This window comes from Pseudoalteromonas sp. Angola-30, from assembly GCF_028599215.1.
GTDB lineage: Bacteria > Pseudomonadota > Gammaproteobacteria > Enterobacterales > Alteromonadaceae > Pseudoalteromonas > Pseudoalteromonas atlantica.
This window is the reverse complement of record NZ_JAQREI010000002.1, coordinates 192,601-214,025: the sequence shown is the minus strand read 5'-3', so window position 1 is coordinate 214,025 and position 21,425 is coordinate 192,601. Positions and strand designations below refer to the sequence as shown.

The window sequence follows — 21,425 nt, the reverse complement described above, 5'->3', positions numbered from 1 at the left end:
ATCTTACCCATACTAAATAACGACTAATCTACGTGGGGTTGAGTCTTTTTCTTTCTTACTTAGTTATTTATTGCTAACCTCGCATTAACGTTTTTTTACTTAAACAATTTTTTGCTAACGGAATAATTATGCTAAAAAAAATATCGCTACTTGTCGGGATGGCAATCAGTGCAAATGTAATGGCTAAAGGCGGGGTTTCACCTTATTTACCTTTAAATCAAGTTCCTGAGCTTGAACATCAAGTACAACGCCTTTTAGCTGTAAGTAAAAACACACACATAATGAGTAAGCCCTATAAAGCGCATGATATCTATAGAGTGCTACAGACAGTTAGGCATACTTACCCCGAGTTATATCAAACGCTTTCTTATCAGCTTAGTCCATATGTACAAAGCGACGCAGGCGCTTTTGCAAAGTTAACCATTGCTGCAGGTACTAAAAACAAAACACTGCCAAACCAGCGCGGGCAAACCACAAAAACCAACTTAATTGTCGAAGGCGGAGCATACGCTAACTTTGGCCGGCACTTTGGTGTAAGTGTGGCTGGCATAGCCAACGAAGACGAAATACTTCCAACACAAAGCTTTGTTTACCTAGGTTATAAATACGCACAACTAGATATTGGTTACCGTGAACATTGGTACTCTCCCTTTGAAGACAGCGCCATGCTACTAAGCACACAAGCTAAAACAACACCTTCTATAACAATAAGCAACGTAGAGCCAATCACTAGCTTTAAAATTAGATACGACATGTTTATTAGCCAAATGACAGAGCAAAGCGGCATATTAAAAGAAGGTAAACAAACTGGCGTTGAAAGAGTTTACGAGCCGGGCAAGCCCTATTTATTCGGTTTACATACAAGCTTTGCAGCTACCGATAATTTAACCATTGGTTTAAGCCGCTTAATGCAATTTGGTGGCGGGCCGCGTAGCGTAACGCTAAAAGACTTTGCTGAAGGCTTTTTTAGCCCTGGAAGTAAAGACAACATAGGCCGAGAAGACGCTGACGAACTAGGAGAAAACTACGAGCTAGGCGATCAACTAGGCTCTATAACATTTGAATACAACAACAGCCTATATTCACTACCATTTGAGTTTTATGGTGAAGTCGCGCTTGAAGATACCTTAGGCGGCTCACGCAATAACGCTTACAGCTTTGGTTTATATTTACCTTATATTGCAAACAATCACAGTTTACGTTTTGAACATAGTAATTGGCAAAAGCTTTGGTACGCCAATGGTATTTATCTAGATGGTAATCGTAATTCTGGTAATGTTATTGGCCACTGGGGTGGTGATGAGCACAACTACACCGACTATACGCCAGCTAAATCAATGAGCGTAAATTGGCATTGGCAATTGAGTCCCATAGAAACGCTAAATACAACTATTCGTTCACTTGAAAATAAAAACAGCGGCTATAAAACAGGCTACGAACTGCAAACAGCTTATACACGTAAATTAAGCAAGCCAATAATGGGGGCACAAAGTTGGGGAGCAGAGCTGTATCAGGGCAAAGATGTATACGGAGAAACATTTGCAAGGTTAGCTATATTTGCAAATTTTTAACGCTTATTAAAAGCGCACCTTAAAGTTTTGTTTTAAATATTTTAGTAGCAGCGGGTTTAACTCGCGTTTGGCCTTATTGTTTTAACGCGGCATAAAGCCAAAGCGCGGCATAAAGCCGCGACTACAGCGTTAACTTCTAAAGCGCAGCGTCTCTTAACCTCTTTGTGAATTAATCCTTTAAATCTTGCATTTATAAATGCACCATAAATTCCAAATGCGCCAGCGAGCAAGGCGCCTACGGTAAAAACACAATGTCGTAGGCATGAAGCTTGCTCACGCAAAACTGCGAATTTACTTGGCGTTAGGCACTAATACTCAATACGCGGCATAAAAGCCGCGCCTACAGCGTTACCCTTTATAGCGCAGCGTCCCTGAATCTCTTTGTGAGTTAAGGTTTTTAAATTTTGCATTAATAAATAAATGCACCAAAAATTTCAAATGCGCCAGCAAGCAAGGCGCCTACGGTAAAAATACAATGTCGTAGGCGTGAAGCTTGCTCACGCAAAACTGCGAATTTACTTGGCGTTAGGCACTAATACTCAATACGCGGCATAAAGCCGCTGCTACAATATGACCCTCTATAGCCCAGCGTCTCTGAATCTCTTTGTGAGTTAAGGTTTTTAAATTTTGCATTAATAAATAAATGCACCAAAAATTCCAAATGCGCCAGCAAGCAAGGCGCCTACGGTAAAAACACAATGTCGTAGGCGAGAAGCTTGCTCACGCAAAACTGCTTGGCGTTAGGCACTAATACTCAATACGCGGCATAAAAGCCGCGCCTACAGCGTTACCCTCTATAGCGCAGCGTCCCTGAATCTCTTTGTGAGTTAAGCTTTCTAAATTTTGCATTAATAAATATATGCACCAAAAATTCCAAATGCGCCAGCAAGCAAGGCGCCTACGGTAAAAACACAATGTCGTAGGCGTGAAGCTTGCTCACGCAAAACTGCGAATTTACTTGGCGTTAGGCACTAATACTCAATACGCGGCCTAAAGCCGCTACTACAACGTTACCCTCTATAACGCAGCGTCCCTTAATCTCTTTGTGAATAAGTTACTTAAAACCCTATTGCACAAAGAGAAGTAAAAGAGGAGTAAATGAGTAAGGTATTTAAGTAGTAGCGAGTTTTCCTCGTGTCAGACGTTTTGCATTAATAAATAAATGCACCATAAATTCCAAATGCGCCAGCAAGCAAGGCGCCTACGGTAAAAACACAATGTCGTAGGCGTGAAGCTTACTCACGCAAAACATAATGACTTATCTCTAGCAAAATACATACACCCACAAAAAAGCGCGGCATATAGCCGCGCTTAAAATAATATAAGCTTTAAAATATTATAAGTTTACAACATTATCAGATTGCGCAGCCGGCTCATCATTTACCAATGTTTTTAAATATTGTCCAAAATCGTCGCCAAGCTTAGTATCACGCATGCCGTATTCAACAATTGCTTTTAAGTAGCCTAGCTTATCGCCACAGTCGTGCGAACGGCCACTCATATGAAATGCTTCAACGGTTTCTTGAGTCATCAACGCATCAATAGAGTCTGTTAACTGTATTTCACCACCAGCGCCTACCGGCGTTTTAGCAAGTAGTGGCCAAATGTTTTTACTTAATACATAACGACCAACAACAGCAAGGTTTGATGGCGCTTTATCGGCATCTGGTTTTTCAACCATTGTTTTAATTGCCGCACTGTTGCCTGGTGTTAACTGCACGCCGTTTATATCAGCAATACCGTATTTGCTTACATCTTCTTGTGCTACTGGCTCAAGCATAATTTGACTTGCTTTAGTTTCGTTAAAGCGCTTGATCATCGCGGCTAGGTTTTCAGTTTTTTGATCGGCCGTATAAGCATCAAGTATTACGTCAGGGAGCAATACAATAAAATCGTCATCGCCTACAATAGGCTTTGCACACAAAATAGCGTGCCCTAGGCCTTTAGCTTCACCTTGGCGTACACTCATTACCGTTACATCAGCAGGGCAAATAGAGCGTACTTCTTCAAGTAAAGCACGCTTAACACGCTTTTCTAAAGTAGCTTCAAGCTCGTAGCTGGTATCAAAGTGGTTTTCTATGGCGTTTTTAGAGCTATGCGTTACAAGTACAATGTCTTTAATACCGGCAGCTACACACTCACTCACTATGTATTGAATAAGTGGTTTATCTACAATCGGTAGCATTTCTTTAGGAATTGCTTTAGTCATAGGTAACATGCGAGTGCCAAGGCCGGCAACAGGAATCACAGCTTTCATGGGTAGTCCTTTATTTATAAATTAATTAATTATTTTTAAGTTAACAGGTTAAATGTAGATGGGGGCTGAATGAATGGGAAGCTGATAGCTATCAAAGTGTAAATTAAACTATTTTTAAGTAAACACTGCTTTTAAAAAAAGCAGTGTTTACTTCGCTATAAAGCTTATTTATAAAAGTCTTTATACCATTTAATTAGCTCACTAACGCCTTGCTTAACACCCACTTGCGCCTTATAGCCAGTCGCATTAAACAAATCTTGCGTGTCGGCATATGTTTTATAAACATCGCCCGCTTGCATTTCGCGGAAGTTTTTATTTGCCTCAGTACCAAGCTCAGCCTCAATTGCTTCAATAAACTTCATCAGGTTTATTGGGCTACCGTGGCCAATATTATAAACAGCATAAGGAGCAGAGCTCGTAGCTGGTGAACCGCTCTCTACACGCCAGTCAGGGTTTGCTTTAGGTATAACATCGGCAGCGCGTACAACACCTTCTACAATATCGTCAATGTAAGTAAAGTCGCGCCACATATCACCATTGTTGTTTATATCAATAGTATCGCCGGCGAGTATTTTTTTAGTAAAAATATACGGTGCCATATCAGGGCGCCCCCACGGGCCATAAACCGTAAAAAAGCGTAGCCCAGTGGTCGGCAAATTATATAAATGCGAATAGCTGTGCGCCATTAGCTCATTTGCTTTTTTAGTCGCCGCATAAAACGATACAGGGTGATCAACACTATCGGTAGTTTCAAATGGCGTTTTTTCGTTTAGGCCATAAACAGAGCTAGATGATGCATAAACAAGGTGCTTAACATTGTTATGTCTACATCCTTCAAGCACATTTAAATGCCCTACTAAATTAGAATCGGCATAGGCATCTGGGTTTTCTATTGAGTAACGCACACCCGCTTGCGCAGCTAAGTGTATTACTTTATCAAACTGCTGTGCTGCAAATAATTCGCTCATTGCTGCGCGTTCGCTTATATCAAGCTTAATAAACGTAAAATTATCGTGGCTTTCAAATTGCGCTAAACGTGCCAACTTTAAATTTACATCGTAATAATCGTTTAGGTTATCTATACCAACAACCACATGGCCAGCAGCCAATAACTTTTGGCACGTTGCAGCACCAATAAAGCCCGCTGCACCTGTAACTAAATATTTCATAAAATTCCTAATTTAAGCAAAAAAACCGCATCAACATACATTTCAGCGGCTTTTAAAAGTAATCTCTAACAGCTATTATCTAATCAATCACTACCAAATAAATCACGTGTATACACTTTATCTGCAATATCACTAAGCTCCTCAACCATACGGTTAGAAACCACTACATCAGATATCTGCTTGAACTCGTTTAAGTCTTTAATAACACGCGAGTGGTAAAACTCGTTTTCTTCAAGCACAGGTTCAAATACAACAACCTCAATACCTTTGGCTTTAATACGCTTCATAATGCCTTGAATAGCAGACGCTCTAAAGTTATCAGACCCCGTTTTCATTACTAAACGGTACACACCTACAATTTTAGGGCTACGTTTAATAATTGAGTCGGCAATAAAGTCTTTACGTGTTGTATTGGCATCTACAATAGCGCCAATAATATTGTTTGGCACATTTTGGTAATTAGCTCGTAGCTGCTTGGTATCTTTTGGTAAACAGTAGCCACCGTAACCAAACGACGGGTTGTTATAATGGTTACCAATACGTGGGTCTAGGCCTACACCTTGTATAATTTGCTTAGAGTTTAAGCCATGTGCTTCTGCGTAGCTATCAAGCTCATTAAAATAAGCAACTCGCATTGCAAGGTAGGTGTTAGAAAATAACTTAATAGCTTCAGCTTCCGTTGAGTCAGTGAATAGCACTTCAACATCTTGCTTAATTGCACCTTGCTTAAGTAAGTTAGCAAAAGTAGTTGCGCGCTCGCTTTGCTCACCTACAACAATACGTGACGGGTGTAGGTTATCGTAAAGCGCTTTGCCTTCACGTAAAAACTCAGGGGAAAATATTAAATTTTCTGCGTTAAGTTGCAGCTTAATATCAGCCGTAAAGCCTACCGGAATAGTCGACTTAATCACCATAACCGCATTAGGGTTAAGCGCCATTGTGTCTTTAATTACGGCTTCAACAGAGCTAGTATTAAAGTAGTTGTTTTCAACATCGTAGTCAGTGGGTGTAGCTATAATTACGTAATCAGCGTCTTTATAAGCGGCTACCTTGTCAGTAGTAGCTGTAAAATTTAAATCATCACGCGTTAAAAACTCACTAATTTCTGTATCAACAATTGGTGACTGTTTATTGTTTAAAAGAGCTATTTTTTGCTCGTCTATATCAAGCGCAACCACTTCGTTATGTTGCGACAAAAGCATAGCGTTTGAGAGGCCTACATAGCCTGTACCTACCACGGCGATTTTCATGTTAATCCTTTAAGATTTAGTTAGTGATCAATAAATATAATTTTATCAGAATTGTATAGCATTAGGTATTAGATTTAAGCTATCAGCAATAGTACTATTTATTGGCAGAATATTGCTTTTCTGGTAAGTCTAATTTACGTCTAAAAAAGTTAATGATTTTGCAGTAATTAATTAAAATTACTAAGTAAATTGCAAACATAACTATAAAACTATAAAACATTAAAAACTCAGGTATTACAAACATTTCACCAATTATCCCTACACCTGCAAATACAGCAGCAATACTACATATTAATATAAGCGTTTGCAGTGGAGAGCAACCTAAACGCTGGCAAATATGGTGCAAGTGCTCACGGTCGGGCTTAAAAGGAGATTTACCTTGCTTTATACGGCGAATCATAATTGCCGCCATATCCATAAGCGGCAGGGCTATTAACCATAGTGCAGTAACAGGGCGTATCATCGGGTTGCCAGGTGTTTGGCTTGCACCAATTAATAGCCAAATAACGGTAAAGCCTATCATCATGCTGCCAGCATCGCCCATAAACACCTTGCGCTCTCGCCCAATTAGGCCTAAGTTCATCACAATATAGGGGATCATACATACAACTAATAGCAAACATAAATAACTTAAGCTTTGCTCATTAGCTAAATTTAGTAATATACCAATTGCGCCAAAGGTTACTACCGATAACCCACCCAATAGGCCATCAATTCCGTCAACCATATTAAATGCGTTAATACAGCCTATAACTGCAATTATAGTAATAGCCCCACCAACATAGCCATAATTTAGCGCTATTTCGCCAAACCCTAGTATATTACCCAATGTAACCAACTCAGCTTTTGCAAAATAAATCATAGCTACCGATATAATCGCTTGTACCAACATGCGTACTTTTACGCTTAAATCAAACCTATCATCCAATGCCCCAACAGTGGTTAGCCCAATAATACAAAATATATACAAGTTAGCATTATTAATCATAGCTGGGTGAGAGTATATGTATTGTACAATGGTAATACATATAGCTACGCCGCCCACTAAGGGTATGTTACCCGTATGAAGTTTACGTCCTGAAGGTTTGTCAACCAAACCAACTTGCCTTGCAACTTTTCGCATTAAAAAAAGCACAGCGAACGATATAAAAAAGGTAAACATTAAGTCTAATAACATGATATTCCTTCTAGTTTTATTACTACTTCTTAAACAACTATGTTAGCAATAGAATCGTTTATTTTTAGTCAAAATTAAAACTAACTAAAGCCAGCCTTCCGCTACTCCTGCTTAAAACTTAATTCGCGTAAGAGCTATTCTAAGAAAGCTTTATCAATTGCCTCCTTGCTCTGGAAGTACCAGCTATTTAACTGTTTATATCTTTCATAAAACTTGAATATAAAGCCGATATATTTCTAATTCTTAGATTTATATCATATTTATGCATGATTTTTGCTCGTGCAGCCCTACCTAAACTTTCCCTGAGGGCCTTATTTGCAATTAATTTATGGATATTTAGATTTAGTTTTGACTGTTCAGATAAATTAAATAATAGGCCATCCGATTCAGTAACTAAGTGGTTATTTCCTGGAATATTTGAGACTATTGAAGGTAGACCTGATGATTGAGCTTCAAGTATAGCAAGAGGCATTCCTTCCCATAATGAAGGAAGGACAAAGACATCTAGCATTCTTAGTATATCTTGGATGTCATTGCGCCAGCCCAAAAAATGTACTTTATCTGAAAAACCTGACTGCTCTACTATTTCTTCTAAGTGACTTCTTAGCTCACCATCACCAACTAAAAAGAATTGAACATTTTTTTTCTGCGATAATATTTCTATAGCAGCATTAACAAATACAATTGGGTTTTTCTGTTCCCATAAACGTCCCACCATTCCAACGCAAATTGTATTCGGAGGGACATTAAAACTCGACTGTAATCTATTCTTTGCTACATGATCTATTGGAGAGAATTTAACTGTATCAACCCCATTAGCTAAAATTACAACTTGCTTTTCTTTCGCACCTAACTTGTCAACTGCAATATTTTTGTCAACTTCATGAAGACAAATTATTTTGTCTGAACATTTTGTGCCAAGCCATTCCATAAAAAAAAATAATAACTTATCCAATCGACCTTTAGCTGCAGGAAAAGCAAATCCATGGACTGTATGAACAACCATAGGTACACCAGCCAACTTAGCGGCTACTCTTCCAATTACTCCGGTCTTTGAAGAATGACTGTGTACAATATCAAACTTCTGCTGCTTAAATAATTTATAAAGCTTAATAAAGGCTTTTAAATCATTTAATGGTGATATACTTCTCTCTAAATTTTCGTTAAAAAAAAAGTTTATATTTTTGTTTTTAGCGCCTTCAATCAGAGGGCCTTCTTCTTTACAAACAATAAATTTATCATATTTACTGTCCTCTAAACGCTCTAACTCTTCTAAGGTTACACGTTGCACCCCTGTCAATAATGGCAATAACTGTAAATGTGCAACTTTTAATTTTTTACCCATGAAATAAAATCACTTTAATTAAATAAATTGTAAGGCTTAATTTATAAAGTTTTTATAAAATTTTCTTCGCTTAGTTTTAAGTACGTCAGAGAGATATTCTCTGGCTATATTAAGACTTCGCTTAGTATCATCTTCAAGACTGTAACTTTCCACCACTTCAGTTAAGTCATTATTTAGTTTAATAAAGTCACCTCTAGAGTGAATGTATTTACCCCGTACTAACTCACTAAGCCCACCTGCATCAGAAGAAAGTACAGGACAACCAGTACTCATCGCTTCTATTGTTGCCCTAGGTAACCCCTCTTGAAAAGAAGGCTGAAGATATACATCTATATCTTTAAACCAATCTAATACGTCAGCTTTATTAGCTTTAAAGCCTTCATATTGAAAGTCGACACCATACTCTTTTGCTAGCCGAATATACCTTGAAGGATCTCCAGCTCCAATTACATGGAGACTACCGGGTATATTTTTTAGAGCCTTTATAGCTATATGAATACCTTTGGTATCATTCTTTAAAGTTCCCGCGATACCAAACTTTAAAGACTTACATTGCTTTCTTGCATTAAATCTTTCACTTCGGAAATCGAGAGTATCATAGTGAATACTATCTAGTTCAACATTAGAAGCATTTTCAGTTAATCCGTAGCATGGGTACCTAGCCTGTAATTCAGACTTAGTTACATATAACGCACCATCTGCAACTGAAACCCACTTTTTCATCCTATATTTGATTAACCGCGCATAAAGTTTCGCTGTTATGCTTCCATGATAGCTCAACGCATCATATGGGCATGCAACTACTTCACATACAACTTTCTTACCCAGTCTCTTAGCCTCTTTAACAGCTGCAAAACCAATTTCACTGGGTAGACGACATATTACCAAATCAACTTTTTTTACTTGATTTTTCACGACCTGATGATCAGCACCAAAAAATAAGCATTTAGGACTTGATAAGTTAGGCGAAAAATTGAAACTAACTTTGTCAGTAGAAGATAAAACTAGGTTATCTGTAGTAACCTCTGCTGATTTCCTACAGCAGACAATCAACTCTTCGACATCATGCTCTAAATATCGCTCCCAAAAAGTACTACTCAATGTTCCCGTAGTATAAATATTATGACCATTACTGATAAAATTATGATCGTGAAAAAAGCCTACTACCATATTAGATACTCATATAATTAAATTAGTGGTTAGTTTTAAAAGGTTTCTCTAATCAAATTGATCAAGTTATTTCTGTCTTGCTCAATAATAGCCATCCCACTTTTAAGTTTTCCTAAGTAATCTTCCTTAGATGCTTCTAGAGTTCTCATCATGTCAGTTAGCTTAGAGCAAGATACTTCTTCAATATCAACGACGAACTCTTCAAGATCCAGTTCTCTCATTATCCCTCTGCTTTTGTTGCCACCATAAGCAATTGCAATAGAAGGTATATTCATTATTTGTGAAAAAATAACTGAGTGAAACCTTGTACCTATCACATAATCCATTTTTGAATAAACATCTAGTAGCTCTCTGTAATCGTAAGAATCATCAACTAATTCATAAACCACATCATCCGAAAGTATTTTTAATACATCATTAATAGCAATTAAATCAGTTTCATGAGCGCTTGGGCCTTGTACTTGCACTATAAAATAATATTTCCTACCATCGATATTATTATTACAAAAGTCAGCAACAGCTTTTATGTATGAAGAGTATTTTTCCTCAGGATTTGCGGATTTAGGAAAACGATATGGCCGTAATGTTATACCTATTTTCTTAGCTTTATTATCATCCAGGTTCTTTTTATTATCTGATATAGGCTTACTTTTGGAGTAATAACCTAAGTCGTAAGCGTATATAGCATTACTAATACCCATCGAACTGAGATACTCCTTCGATATTCTCTCTCTAACTAATAATAAATCAACCTTCCTAATCACATACTTAAAGAAAGCGCGATTTAGCCCCCCCGTAATAGGTCCAATAGAGTTCGGGAATATAATAACTTTCTTGTTTAATCTTTTAGCGAGAAGAACGTAATAAAGACCAAACCAAAGATAATATAGATCCTCTATTTTCCCATAAGTATGCAAATATCCGCCCCCTTTAATAACTATAGCATCAGCTCGTTTAATTCTTTCAAAACTCTCTTTGTAGCCTTTCCCTCTATAAAACAGATTAATAATTAATTCTGTTGGGCAAAGTAAAAGAATAAAGTGTTTAATAAAATCTAAACAAGCAACCGTAGCAGAGATAAAAAAAGCAGACAGTTTATTATGCACTGAAGAATTATTAACATACCTTTTAGGGTTTTCCGTTAAATTCCTTATAACATTGAAGCCTTCAGCTTTTGTTTGAGCTGACTGCCTGGCTCGATCAGCTTCGGTATTACCATAGTCAACAATATCAACTGATAACTCGTCATCACCTAGAGCATCCCTCATTAAATAAGCGGTTTCCCAAACTAAAGCCTGATCACCTCTATTCAAATCAGTACATGCGGGAACAATTACTACGTTTTTTGTCATTAGACACCTATAATTCCTAATAAATTAAGCTAAAATAGCTCGTTTTTCACGAAGGGTTGCTTTCAATTTGTAACAATACCCTTTTATAAATTCGAACTATATTTGAAGACTCGTATATAGAAATACTTGACCTTAAAATACTTTCGTCCCAATCAAATTCAAGTGCATTTATAATAGATTCTTTTAAATGATTTTTATCTAAATGATTTACGAGAAATCCGTTTATATTATCCTGGACTATCTCAGAAGGCCCACTTGGACAATCATAAGAAACAACTGGAGTACCAGCCGCTATAGATTCTAGTAGCACATTTGGAAAACCTTCATTGAAAGATGTCAACAGCGTTAATGAAGCATCCCTATAATAATTAGAAACATCATCAACTTTCCCCACAAAAGATACTTTGTTATTTAGGCTGTGAAGCTCACAAAAAGATTCTAAACTCTTCCTTTCGCTACCATCACCTACGACTGTTAATTTTAAATCATTATCAAACCTGCTCATCTCTTTAAAAACTAACAAAATATCCAGTACATTTTTCTGTTTAACCAACCGCCCTACATAAAGTAAATTTTTAGTACTTTTTTTTATAACAGTTGATAGTTCTTTTGGAGGTATATTAACTGGATTCGGGATTTGTATACTGGGTCCTTTGACTGAGAAGTTATCTATCAAGTCTGCTTTAATACCCTTAGACTGAAAAATGTAAAAGTCCATATACCTATAAAAGCACGCCATAAGAAATTTCATAACTAGCCTATATGAATATTTCTTAAACTTAATTGTTTGAGAAAATGTATTATTCATCCTAGATATTATTTTAATTCGAGAAAATGTTATCTTCTTAGCTAAAAACAACATAATTGCTAACTCATGATTAAAAACCAATACCGACTTACTTTTAAAAGTACTAAGTAATTTTATTAGTGAAGGGAATGAACTTAAGGTACTCTTTTTACCTAAATATATATATTTTACGCCAGTATCGTCCAAAGGGGTTGTTGGTCTGTGATCAAATATATATATTTCTACTAAATCTCCATTTTTAGTAAGCTCCTCTGCAAGTAGCAAACAAACTTTCTCTGTACCGCCTCCATGCAATGAATTTATCAAGAAACTATAAACCATCACTCTTTTCCCTATCAGTAATTAATATTAAAAATAAAATAAATATAAAAACAGCACTAGTGAATTTTATTTTTGTAAGAAAAAGTAGCATTAAGCATAAAGGCCGTAACATACCTTGTCCTCTACTAAATACGCAGTAAATAATAGCTATAATACCGATTACACCAAACTTCAAAAAAAGAAAAAAAGCTAAGCCGTTATCATTAATAGCCGCTACTCCCTCTTTAGTCCAAGATATAGTATCAGAGCGAAAAAGGTAAGATAATGCATCAGGAACACCGACAGGACCATTCCCAAACATTATCTCTAACCAACTCTGACTTATAGCTATATCAAATAACCTATACCTAATTCCTAATGCATCATAGCTACCTGATGTCCTCATAACATATAAATCTATAACTACAGGTATAATTAATAATATGATTACGGTAATAGGGGGTAAATATCTATATATCTTTTTCCCTTTCAAATTTATTAAAACTAAGAAGATTACCGCGATAGCTATTGAGGCAAAGGATAAGCTTAAAAACAAACTTAAAATTACTAATCTATCTACCTTCGTCAAAAAACCTGTAAAATAATATTTAACACATAGTAATGAGAAGACTATTGACAAATAGGTTGAGGGTTCATTAAAAAAACCTGTAGGGCGGTATGTAGCCCCAATCACAGGAACGCTTACCCCCCACGTGTATCGTGAGGTTTCAGCTGTAAATGGCTCTAAGAAATCTAAATAATAACCTGAGGTGTAAACTAAAATAAACTGTACAAAAAATAAGGTAACATGAATAGCTAATACTTTATTTAATATCAAAACCAAATTATTTTTTTTATTGTTTAAGGTATTGACAGCAAAATAGACTATTAATAATTTAAAGCTTGTAGCATAAAAAAAATCTGATAAAGAGTAAGCTTTCATATTTTCTTTGTAAGATAGCCCACCGAGATAAGATATTACAGATATTAGGATCAAAAATAAGAAGAGCTTTATATAAGCAGTAAGAGTAGCTTTATTGAAATTTACATAAAAGGCATAAAAAATAAAATAAATAACAGGAGGAATACACAAAATAAAGCGTATATTTCCATGATTTTCTAATGATAATATAAATATACAAAAGATTAATAAAAAGTTACGAAAGGAATCAGACCCTAGCTTAGTCATTATCACCTGACCAACTTCTGTTCTGATATTTTTCTTGCAGGTACACCGGCTATTACCCCTTCCGTATTAAAGCTTTTATTCACGACAGAGTTTGCACCGATCGCTATGTTATCACCTAACTCTATTGAACCGTACAGCTTTGCACCAGGTCCGATGTAACAATTATTACCTATTTTAGGTGCAGCATGCGAATCATGGGCTGATGCCCCTATGTTAACACATACATGAATCCTACAATTTTCACCAATTCGAGCTTTACCACTTATCACAATAGTGCCTATGTGCGCTATAGATAAGCCTGCACCACAAGTATTTATAGGAATAGAAAAGCCAAGCTTAAGTGACATACGATATAGGGCAATTCGATAAAAAATTGTTCTGATTTTCTTATTAGTATTGCTATAATATTCTGTTTTTCTCAAGAGTTTTTGAAACTTCCAGATATCGTTAAACAAATAATCCTTAATACTTCCTTTTACTTTCAAAGCTTGTTTATCTTGTCTCAAGTAATAAATCAAATCACTTTTGTTTTTTATCATTACAGTTTCGCCGTTCTACTTATAAAAATTACAGTTTTTCACTTAAGAAAATTCTCTTTTCTTTTTTATTCAACTTTTTAGTTTGGTAAATTTTATTTTGATTCTTTTCTTTATACTCTTTGATAGTACAAATTTTCTTGGCTGGGGTACCTGCATATACATAATTACTATCTAACACTCCTTTAACAACTGAACCAGCTCCAACTATTACATTATCTCCCACAACACTCCCAGCTAAAACTATAACGTCAGCGCCTATAAAAACATTATTACCAATAACTATTCTTCCGAAAATATCAGCGTTAGTAAGTTCATCATAAATATTTCTAAGCACATTAACAGAGCCATCATGTGTTATAAATTTCACACCGGCTGCACAATAGAAATCATCACCAATTGATGTTAAATAAGGCTCACTTCCAAAAGTTATACCTTTATTAAATTTACATCTTGCCCCATAACTTACTCCAATATAACTAACCCATCTATTAGCAGTAGAAAAGCGCTTAACTAGCATCTCTCTTATATTATAAAACTTTTTAATGAACACGTTTTAGAATTTCCCTATTAACATATATTTGGATAATGAAATGAACAAGTTGAACTATAAAAAAACAGTACGCAAGCCCAATAGCACCAAAAAATAGTAGCATTGGATAGACCAAAATTAGATTTACAACCACAGTGGTAAAAGTGACTTTAGTTAATACACTTCCTTTTTCTTCAAGTATTAAAATTGAGGATAGAAACCCACCGATAGCAAATAAAAGCGTCATTGAAAATACTTTTAGTATGGGTAAGCTTTCTGAAACAGGCCCTTCGATTAAGAAAATCAATAAGGCCTCTCCAAAAATAAATAAGAGTCCTGAAAATATTGAAAGTAATAGCATGAGTGTTAGAAAGGAATACTGAACATACTTTTTAAAAGAAGTGTAGCTCCGTTTTCTAAAACCCGCTAAGTAAGGGAAAACAGCTTGTATAAATGGCCGAAAGAGTTCTCTTGAGGCCATATACACTTTTTCAGCGATTGAATAATACCCAACAATAACATTCGAAAACATAAGTCCTAAAATTACCGTATTTAAACTTGTATAGAATAAGACTGCTCCTTTCGAAAGGAATACATGGCGTGCACTTATTAATAAATCTAAAGATCTTTTCAAAGATAATGAATAAAGCTTGAGCTTAAACATTCTAACCGCAATTATAATTGAGGCTAATGAAATAATGATAGATATAGACGCCTCAATCAAAGGAATGTATAAAATATCTTCTGGTGAGTTGACATAAACAAGTACTAAGCCTACAAAAGTAAATTTACTAAAGAGTTTTAAAAAAGTTATAACTTTCATATTCTGCAAGCCCTGAAACAGCCAAGCAGGAAAAAACACATCTGCAATTACTAATATAAAATAAGACAATAATAATAATTTGTTTTCTGTAAATTGCTCGACTGTAAAGATCAAAGTGCATAAAATAATGAAGCTAATAATACACAGTAAGGACTTAGCAAATATTACGTCAGTAAAAATCTTACCTAAGATTCTTAAATCATTTGAGCTTTCTGCAACTGCTTTTGTTGCGGTAAAATCAAATCCATAGGAAACAAAAACCCTAAAAAAAGTGTTAATTGCGATTATAAAGCTTAAAGTGCCGAAGGCTCCTACACCAAGCTTGATGATCAAATACGGCGTAAGGACTAGTGGTACTATATAGTTACCAGATTGTAAGACTAGAAGTGAAAAGCCATTTTCTAAGACTTTACGTATGTCTTTATTCAAAACTAATCACCTGATTTATACTCATAATTGTAATAGCCATAATAACCATATGCATTGCTGGCTTTTTTAACTACACCGTTAAATACCAAGCCTTTTACATCTATACCGTTTTGATCAAAGCGATCTCGTGTTAATTCTATTTCACGTAAATGGTTTTGGCCAAAGCGTGCTACCAATAATGTAGTACCTGTATGGGCACTAACTATAGCTGGGTCGGTTACCGCAAGTATTGGTGGTGTATCTATAATTACTATGTCGTAAGCGTTGCTTACCTCTTCAACCAACTTACTAAAGTTGCTGTGCATTAACAGCTCTGATGGGTTGGGTGGTATTTGCCCGCGGGTAATAACATTTAACCCTTCTACTTTGGTCGGTTTAGTAACTTGCTCCAGGTTTAAACGCCCCGATAGGTAATCACTTAGTCCGTCGTCCCATTTTAAGCCAAACTGTGTTTGCAAATAGCCTTTGCGCATATCGGCGTCAATAATAAGCACTTTTTTACCACTTTGTGCGAGTACTGAGGCTAAGTTAACCGAAATAAACGATTTACCAACGCCAGGGCTTGGACCCGATATAGCAATAATGTTGTTTTTAGCTTCCATCATCGCAAAATGTAAGCTTGTACGTAAACTACGTAGCGCTTCTATTGAAAGGTCTGCGGGGTTATCGAGCGCGAGTATGGTTTTTGCTTTTGCGGTTTTATTTTTGCGTGCTTTAGCAAAGCCGGTTAGCTTATCTTGATGATCTGAGTGCGGTACACTTGCGTAAACAGGTATACCTAGCGCTTCTATCTCGCTTGGGTCTTCTACCCCTTTATGCATTGCTTTTTGTATAAGCACAATTGCAATACTCAACATACCGCCTAGCATAGTCGCCATAACCACTATTAATGCCTTTTTAGGCTTAACTGGTTTTGTGGTGTTTACCTCTGCGTAGTCAATAACACGTACATTACCCACAGTACCAGCACGCACTATGTCGAGCTCTTGGGTTTTACTAAGTAGCAATGTATATATTTGATTGCTTACCTCAACATCGCGCTTTAGGCGTAGTAGCTCTTGTTGGGTTTCGGGCAGGCTACCTACCTCGCCAATTAGTTGGTCTTTTTGTTTTTCTACTGCTTGTATTTGCTCAATAATACCCTGATACGATGGGTGATTTTTTTTAAATTTACGGCCAAGTTCTAAGCGTTTTAAGTTTAGCTCTTGTAGTTTGGTTTCTAGCTTTACGACTTGCTCAAGTACACCTTGGGTCTCAAGCGTTATGTTTATAGACTGGCGTTTTATTTGGTAATCGTTAAAGCGTTGCTCGGCGTATTCAAGTTGCTTTTTAATCTCAGGTAGTTGTACTTCTAAAAATTCAAGCGACTTTTGTGCCTCGGCACTGTTTCGCTCTACATTGCGGCGTACATAAATAGCGGCTACTTTATCAAGTACTTTTTCGGCGTAGCTTGGCTTGGTACTTTGAAGGCTTAAATTTATGATGCCTGAGTCTTTACCTTTTTCGCTTGCGCCAATGGCTGCTTGTAAATCAAGTATTGTATTTAAGCGATCTTTACGGGTTAGTATAAACTCAGTACCTGGGCGAGCGTTAAGCTCACGCACTGTTAAGTTAAACTTGCCATTGGTAAGCTCCTCGCCTACTTTACCAGCGAGTATTTGTTCGCCATCACTACTTAAAAGTTCTACGCTATTATTTATTTGTGCTACAAGTGTGAACTCTTGGTTTACAGCAGTGCGAGGTACATCAAACCTAAATATATTGATGCTTTCGCCGCCCCACGCATAGCTACTTGCACCAAAGCTTGGCTCGGCTAGGTCGCCCTCTTCCATTGGCATAAACTTCCGGTAAGCGCGATTACCAATAAATGGGAAGAGCTTAGGCTCGGCTGTTATATCAAGCTTTAATGTATCTACTGCCTCTCCAATAACGCTTCGCGATTTAAGGAGTTCTATTTCGGTTACTGCGGCCGATGTACTTTCGAACATGCCGGCCATATCGTCAAACCCAGGGACCGATGCGCCGCCATCTTCCACTTGGATCATGGCGGTGGCTTGGTAAACCGGTGTACTTAATACAGCATAAACCACACCTACAAACATAAATAATGCGGTTATACCGGCTATAAAATACTTTCGGTCGAGCAATGCACCAAGGAGGGCCATTAAATCGATTTCTTGAGTTGGTTGTGCGGTATTTTTACTTTTATTACTTGGCTGGGCAGTCATTAATTTAGCCATTCCTTATAAATACTTTTGCCAAGCGCTGCATGCGCTATCGATTAGTGTGTACACGTGTTCAAAAGCCTCTTGGCTTTGGCGGTATGGGTCGGGTATTTCGGCGTTGTTAATCCACTTACCGAGTAAAAAGGTTTTACCGCGTGCCTCTGGGTAACGAGCGTGTACATCGTTTAAATGGCGTTCTTCCATTACTAAAATAACACTGTTTTGCGCCACTAAAGCCGATGTTAATTGGCGCCCTTGGTGGGCATCCATATTTACACCATTAGCTTGTGCAATTTGCTTTGCTGTGGCATCGGCGGGTTTACCTTCAAGTGCGGTTAACCCAGCCGACGAAACTTTAATATTTTTACCTTCAAGCTTTTGCTTTAATACATATTCACCGGTAGGACTACGGCATATGTTACCCGCACAAACTACTAAAACTGAATCAAACATTCTTTAACCCTTAGTTTGATGAAATATCATCTAAGCTATCAACTGATGCTACCGATGGTAGTAATAAACTTATTACACGGTTCCAACGTGCAAGCGGTGCAGAGGTTACATATACAATGTCGCTTGGCTGCAATTCAAATTGCTCTGCTAGTACCATTGCTGCAATATTTTTTGCATGTAACTGATATACGTTTGCAATATAGCCCGTTTGTTCTACGTTACTTTTACGTAGTACAAATACGCCGTTTGCATCTGCTGTTGCTTCATTTAGGCCGCCCGAATCACTTAATGCTTCGGCTAAGTTTAAACCATAGCGATTAAGGGTTACTGAACCCGCTTTTTTTACATCGCCTAGTACAAATACCTTTTGCGCATCGTTACGGCTTACATGCACTATATCGCCATGTTGCAGTAAACGGTTTTGCGAAATATCGCCGTGGGCATAAAAATCATCAAGCTGAATGACCTCTGTTTTATCGCCTCGGGTAAAAGTAACTGTCCGCCAATCGGCTGAGTCTGTTAGGCCACCTGCTTGGTTTAGTGCGTCAATTAGGGTAAGCGGTATTTCGGTTACAGGGTAAACACCTGGCTTATTTACCTCACCTGTTACGTATGCTTTTTGGCTTCTAAAGCCCACTACTTTTACATCTACTTGTGGGTCTTCTATTACTCGGCTTAAGCGCTTTACTAGGTCGTCACGCACTTGGCTAATAGTTCGGCCTGCGGCAGGTATGTTAGGCGCATACGCGTAAGTAATTGTGCCGTCTTTTTGTACCCTAAAGCCATCAAACTCTGCGGTACGCTGTACGGCAGCAGGTATTGTAAGCTCGGGGTGATCCCACACGCCTATTGTTAGTACATCGCCAACACCTAGTTTGTATTCGTAGTTGCTGGTGTTTACACCTGCATTACTTGAAATAGGCTTAGCGGCGGCCTGTTCTAACTTTTGTGTGTTTAAAAGCTGAGAGTCGATAATTTGAATGTTTACTTTTTCGAGATCTTGCTCAAGGTTATATGTTTTTTCGCCTGAGTCTATGCCTTCAAAATGGCTACCGGGTACTATTGTACAACCTGATATTGCTAGCATTACGAGAGAAGTTGCGAGTGATTTACAGCTTAACGCCATTGTAGAATCCCAAAATTATTTTAAATATTGCGCTTGCTCACCAACCTTGGTGAGTACTTATTTTTTTAGCGGTGTAATTAAAGCATGAGGTATGTTTACGCGCAAGCGCGAATCGATTTGTTGAAGCTATCAGCTTTTCTATTAAACGCTTATTCGCTTTATACCTTCAATTAGCTTTACTTGGTTAAAGTTTATGAGCAATCCTGTTTTTATACCGCTTAATTTTAAGTATGTTATTAGCTGTGCTGTATGAATTGGCAATAGTTTATCAACTGTTTTTATTTCTATTATTAATTGCTTTGGGATTAATATATCGAGCCTATACCCTGCATCTATGGTTGTGTTTTTATATTTGATTGGTAATTTTATTTGGCTTTTTGTTGATAAACCTGTTTGCTGCAGTTCATATATTAGGCAGCTCTCGTAGCTTGATTCTAATAAACCTGGCCCTAGGTTTTTATGTACTTCAATGGCGCAACCAATTACTTTTTGAGTTAATAAGTCTTCCATGGCGATCCTTTGCAAATTTGTCACCTTGGAATATAGACTAATTATTTAAGTTGCACATATTTTGTTCGCCACTTGTGCATTTGCTTGCTAGCTTATTTAAGTTACACATTAATTACCACCGAGAGCACAGAGGCGCTGCGCGCTACACTGAGAAGTTATTAGCTTTACTAGCTCTTCTCCTTCACTTTTCCTTGTCTTCTCTGTGGTGATAATAATATTTTATTTTTTATCAATTAGGTAAAAATTCAACCGCAGAACAATCTGACCACCGAGAGCACAGAGGCGCTGCGCGCTGCACCGAGAAGTTATTAGCTTTACTAGCTCTTCTCCTTCACTTCTCCTTGTCTTCTCTGTGGTGATAATAATGTTTTTATTTTTTATCAATTAGGTAAAAATTCAACTTACAAATTTTTTGCTTGTCTAGCCCTTCGGGCACGCTTCACGTTCCAGTTCGTCGCAGAGCTCCTCTCGCTCCAGCTTGAAAGCAAAACTTTTTGCTTGTCTAGCCCTTCGGGCACGCTTCCGCCCCTAGGTTGCAGTTCCTACGTACTGATATTTACTTAATTTTTGCGATATAAAGGCACAACTACGCTTTAACCTTCTGCCTTTAATCTTTACTGCCTAATATCTTTATTATCGACACTTACTTCGATTTTTTGATTAAGTAAGTTAATTAGTAAAATGCTACGCATGTCGCCATCAGGCTCTTTATATATTGCTGTAATATTATTGAATGCGTTGTTGTGAACGCTCACAGTATCGCCTGCCTTTGGTATTGTTGATTCGGCAAATTCTGTGCGCTCACATTTAAGTTGTTCTATAAGGCCTTTTGGCACAACCTGGTAATGAGCCCCATAAGTTACAAACCCGCTAATTCCGCGCGTATTTTTTACAGCAGAAAAGTTACCGTTTTGAGACTCTAAGCAAATAAATAAGTAGCTTGGGAATAGAGCAGACTGTTTAACAGTTCGCCTGCCTTTAATGAGTTTTTCTGTGGTTAATTTTGGATAAAAAACTTCAATGCCTTGATTAAGTAAGTTGGTGGCTGCTCGCTCTTCTTGGCGAGGTTTACATGTAACTAAATACCAACTTTTCATAGCAATCCTTACTACATACACAATTGCAACAAACACAACATTATTTTTAACAGCGTGCAATTATAAACAGTTTAGGTTTATTAAGTAAATAGCCTTTAAGGTAAAT

Annotated in this window: 18 protein-coding genes; 1 reads left to right on the top strand and 17 read right to left on the bottom strand. The window is 37.1% G+C overall.

What is annotated here, in order from left to right:
• Positions 1-128 precede the first annotated feature (128 nt).
• Positions 129-1,571, top strand: a complete 1,443-nt coding sequence (locus PSH54_RS03840; RefSeq protein ID WP_273605544.1) for a capsule assembly Wzi family protein — start codon at positions 129-131, stop codon at positions 1,569-1,571.
• Between the two features lie 1,336 nt (positions 1,572-2,907).
• Here PSH54_RS03840 and galU read toward each other — a convergent pair.
• From galU to rfaH, 17 genes are all read right to left on the bottom strand, one after another.
• Positions 2,908-3,828 carry a UTP--glucose-1-phosphate uridylyltransferase GalU gene (galU, locus tag PSH54_RS03835; RefSeq protein ID WP_273605543.1) on the bottom strand — a complete coding sequence of 307 codons (921 nt, stop codon included), beginning with the start codon at positions 3,826-3,828 and terminating at the stop codon, positions 2,908-2,910.
• A 164-nt stretch (positions 3,829-3,992) separates the two neighbouring features.
• On the bottom strand, positions 3,993-4,997 hold the full coding sequence (locus tag PSH54_RS03830; protein WP_273605542.1) for an NAD-dependent epimerase: 1,005 nt from the start codon (positions 4,995-4,997) through the stop codon (positions 3,993-3,995).
• Between the two features lie 83 nt (positions 4,998-5,080).
• Complete coding sequence (locus PSH54_RS03825) at positions 5,081-6,247, bottom strand: nucleotide sugar dehydrogenase (protein ID WP_273605541.1); 1,167 nt, start codon at positions 6,245-6,247, stop codon at positions 5,081-5,083.
• A 94-nt stretch (positions 6,248-6,341) separates the two neighbouring features.
• Positions 6,342-7,424 (bottom strand): UDP-N-acetylglucosamine--undecaprenyl-phosphate N-acetylglucosaminephosphotransferase, encoded by a 1,083-nt coding sequence (gene wecA / locus PSH54_RS03820; RefSeq protein WP_273605540.1) that lies wholly within the window; start codon positions 7,422-7,424, stop codon positions 6,342-6,344.
• Positions 7,425-7,611: 187 nt separating this feature from the next.
• Entirely contained in the window at positions 7,612-8,769 is a 1,158-nt protein-coding gene (locus PSH54_RS03815) for a glycosyltransferase family 4 protein (RefSeq protein WP_273605539.1), read from the bottom strand.
• A gap of 36 nt (positions 8,770-8,805) precedes the next feature.
• The gene (locus tag PSH54_RS03810) at positions 8,806-9,939 is read right to left on the bottom strand and encodes a glycosyltransferase (protein WP_273605538.1); all 1,134 of its coding nucleotides are present in this window, start codon (positions 9,937-9,939) and stop codon (positions 8,806-8,808) included.
• 35 nt (positions 9,940-9,974) lie between these two features.
• Positions 9,975-11,291, bottom strand: a complete 1,317-nt coding sequence (locus PSH54_RS03805; protein WP_273605537.1) for a polysaccharide pyruvyl transferase family protein — start codon at positions 11,289-11,291, stop codon at positions 9,975-9,977.
• A 46-nt stretch (positions 11,292-11,337) separates the two neighbouring features.
• Positions 11,338-12,420, bottom strand: a complete 1,083-nt coding sequence (locus PSH54_RS03800) for a glycosyltransferase (RefSeq protein ID WP_273605645.1) — start codon at positions 12,418-12,420, stop codon at positions 11,338-11,340.
• Positions 12,410-13,588, bottom strand: a complete 1,179-nt coding sequence (locus PSH54_RS03795; RefSeq protein ID WP_273605536.1) for a hypothetical protein — start codon at positions 13,586-13,588, stop codon at positions 12,410-12,412. Before PSH54_RS03795 ends, PSH54_RS03800 begins: the two co-directional genes overlap by 11 nt.
• A gap of 2 nt (positions 13,589-13,590) precedes the next feature.
• Positions 13,591-14,127: a serine O-acetyltransferase gene (locus PSH54_RS03790; RefSeq protein WP_273605535.1), complete on the bottom strand. Its 537-nt coding sequence runs from the start codon at positions 14,125-14,127 to the stop codon at positions 13,591-13,593.
• A gap of 28 nt (positions 14,128-14,155) precedes the next feature.
• On the bottom strand, positions 14,156-14,677 hold the full coding sequence (locus tag PSH54_RS03785; RefSeq protein ID WP_273605534.1) for an acyltransferase: 522 nt from the start codon (positions 14,675-14,677) through the stop codon (positions 14,156-14,158).
• A complete protein-coding gene (locus tag PSH54_RS03780) occupies positions 14,667-15,908 on the bottom strand; it encodes an oligosaccharide flippase family protein (RefSeq protein WP_273605533.1) in 1,242 nt (413 codons plus the stop codon). Before PSH54_RS03780 ends, PSH54_RS03785 begins: the two co-directional genes overlap by 11 nt.
• Positions 15,909-15,910: 2 nt before the next feature.
• Entirely contained in the window at positions 15,911-18,136 is a 2,226-nt protein-coding gene (locus PSH54_RS03775; RefSeq protein WP_273605532.1) for a polysaccharide biosynthesis tyrosine autokinase, read from the bottom strand.
• Between the two features lie 15 nt (positions 18,137-18,151).
• Positions 18,152-18,586, bottom strand: a complete 435-nt coding sequence (locus tag PSH54_RS03770) for a low molecular weight protein-tyrosine-phosphatase (protein ID WP_138686047.1) — start codon at positions 18,584-18,586, stop codon at positions 18,152-18,154.
• Positions 18,587-18,596: 10 nt separating this feature from the next.
• Positions 18,597-19,712 carry a polysaccharide export protein gene (locus PSH54_RS03765; protein ID WP_273605531.1) on the bottom strand — a complete coding sequence of 372 codons (1,116 nt, stop codon included), beginning with the start codon at positions 19,710-19,712 and terminating at the stop codon, positions 18,597-18,599.
• A gap of 141 nt (positions 19,713-19,853) precedes the next feature.
• On the bottom strand, positions 19,854-20,222 hold the full coding sequence (locus PSH54_RS03760) for a GxxExxY protein (protein ID WP_024032455.1): 369 nt from the start codon (positions 20,220-20,222) through the stop codon (positions 19,854-19,856).
• Positions 20,223-20,836: 614 nt separating this feature from the next.
• Positions 20,837-21,319: a transcription/translation regulatory transformer protein RfaH gene (gene rfaH / locus PSH54_RS03755; protein ID WP_273605530.1), complete on the bottom strand. Its 483-nt coding sequence runs from the start codon at positions 21,317-21,319 to the stop codon at positions 20,837-20,839.
• Positions 21,320-21,425: the final 106 nt, after the last annotated feature.

Coding starts and splice junctions, on each gene's coding strand:
- PSH54_RS03840 (WP_273605544.1), top strand. CDS start 129: ATGCTAAAAAAAATATCGCTACTTGTCGGGATGGCAATCAGTGCAAAT.
- galU (WP_273605543.1), bottom strand. CDS start 3,828: ATGAAAGCTGTGATTCCTGTTGCCGGCCTTGGCACTCGCATGTTACCT.
- PSH54_RS03830 (WP_273605542.1), bottom strand. CDS start 4,997: ATGAAATATTTAGTTACAGGTGCAGCGGGCTTTATTGGTGCTGCAACG.
- PSH54_RS03825 (WP_273605541.1), bottom strand. CDS start 6,247: ATGAAAATCGCCGTGGTAGGTACAGGCTATGTAGGCCTCTCAAACGCT.
- wecA (WP_273605540.1), bottom strand. CDS start 7,424: ATGTTATTAGACTTAATGTTTACCTTTTTTATATCGTTCGCTGTGCTT.
- PSH54_RS03815 (WP_273605539.1), bottom strand. CDS start 8,769: ATGGGTAAAAAATTAAAAGTTGCACATTTACAGTTATTGCCATTATTG.
- PSH54_RS03810 (WP_273605538.1), bottom strand. CDS start 9,939: ATGGTAGTAGGCTTTTTTCACGATCATAATTTTATCAGTAATGGTCAT.
- PSH54_RS03805 (WP_273605537.1), bottom strand. CDS start 11,291: ATGACAAAAAACGTAGTAATTGTTCCCGCATGTACTGATTTGAATAGA.
- PSH54_RS03800 (WP_273605645.1), bottom strand. CDS start 12,420: ATGGTTTATAGTTTCTTGATAAATTCATTGCATGGAGGCGGTACAGAG.
- PSH54_RS03795 (WP_273605536.1), bottom strand. CDS start 13,588: ATGACTAAGCTAGGGTCTGATTCCTTTCGTAACTTTTTATTAATCTTT.
- PSH54_RS03790 (WP_273605535.1), bottom strand. CDS start 14,127: ATGATAAAAAACAAAAGTGATTTGATTTATTACTTGAGACAAGATAAA.
- PSH54_RS03775 (WP_273605532.1), bottom strand. CDS start 18,136: ATGACTGCCCAGCCAAGTAATAAAAGTAAAAATACCGCACAACCAACT.
- PSH54_RS03770 (WP_138686047.1), bottom strand. CDS start 18,586: ATGTTTGATTCAGTTTTAGTAGTTTGTGCGGGTAACATATGCCGTAGT.
- PSH54_RS03765 (WP_273605531.1), bottom strand. CDS start 19,712: ATGGCGTTAAGCTGTAAATCACTCGCAACTTCTCTCGTAATGCTAGCA.
- PSH54_RS03760 (WP_024032455.1), bottom strand. CDS start 20,222: ATGGAAGACTTATTAACTCAAAAAGTAATTGGTTGCGCCATTGAAGTA.
- rfaH (WP_273605530.1), bottom strand. CDS start 21,319: ATGAAAAGTTGGTATTTAGTTACATGTAAACCTCGCCAAGAAGAGCGA.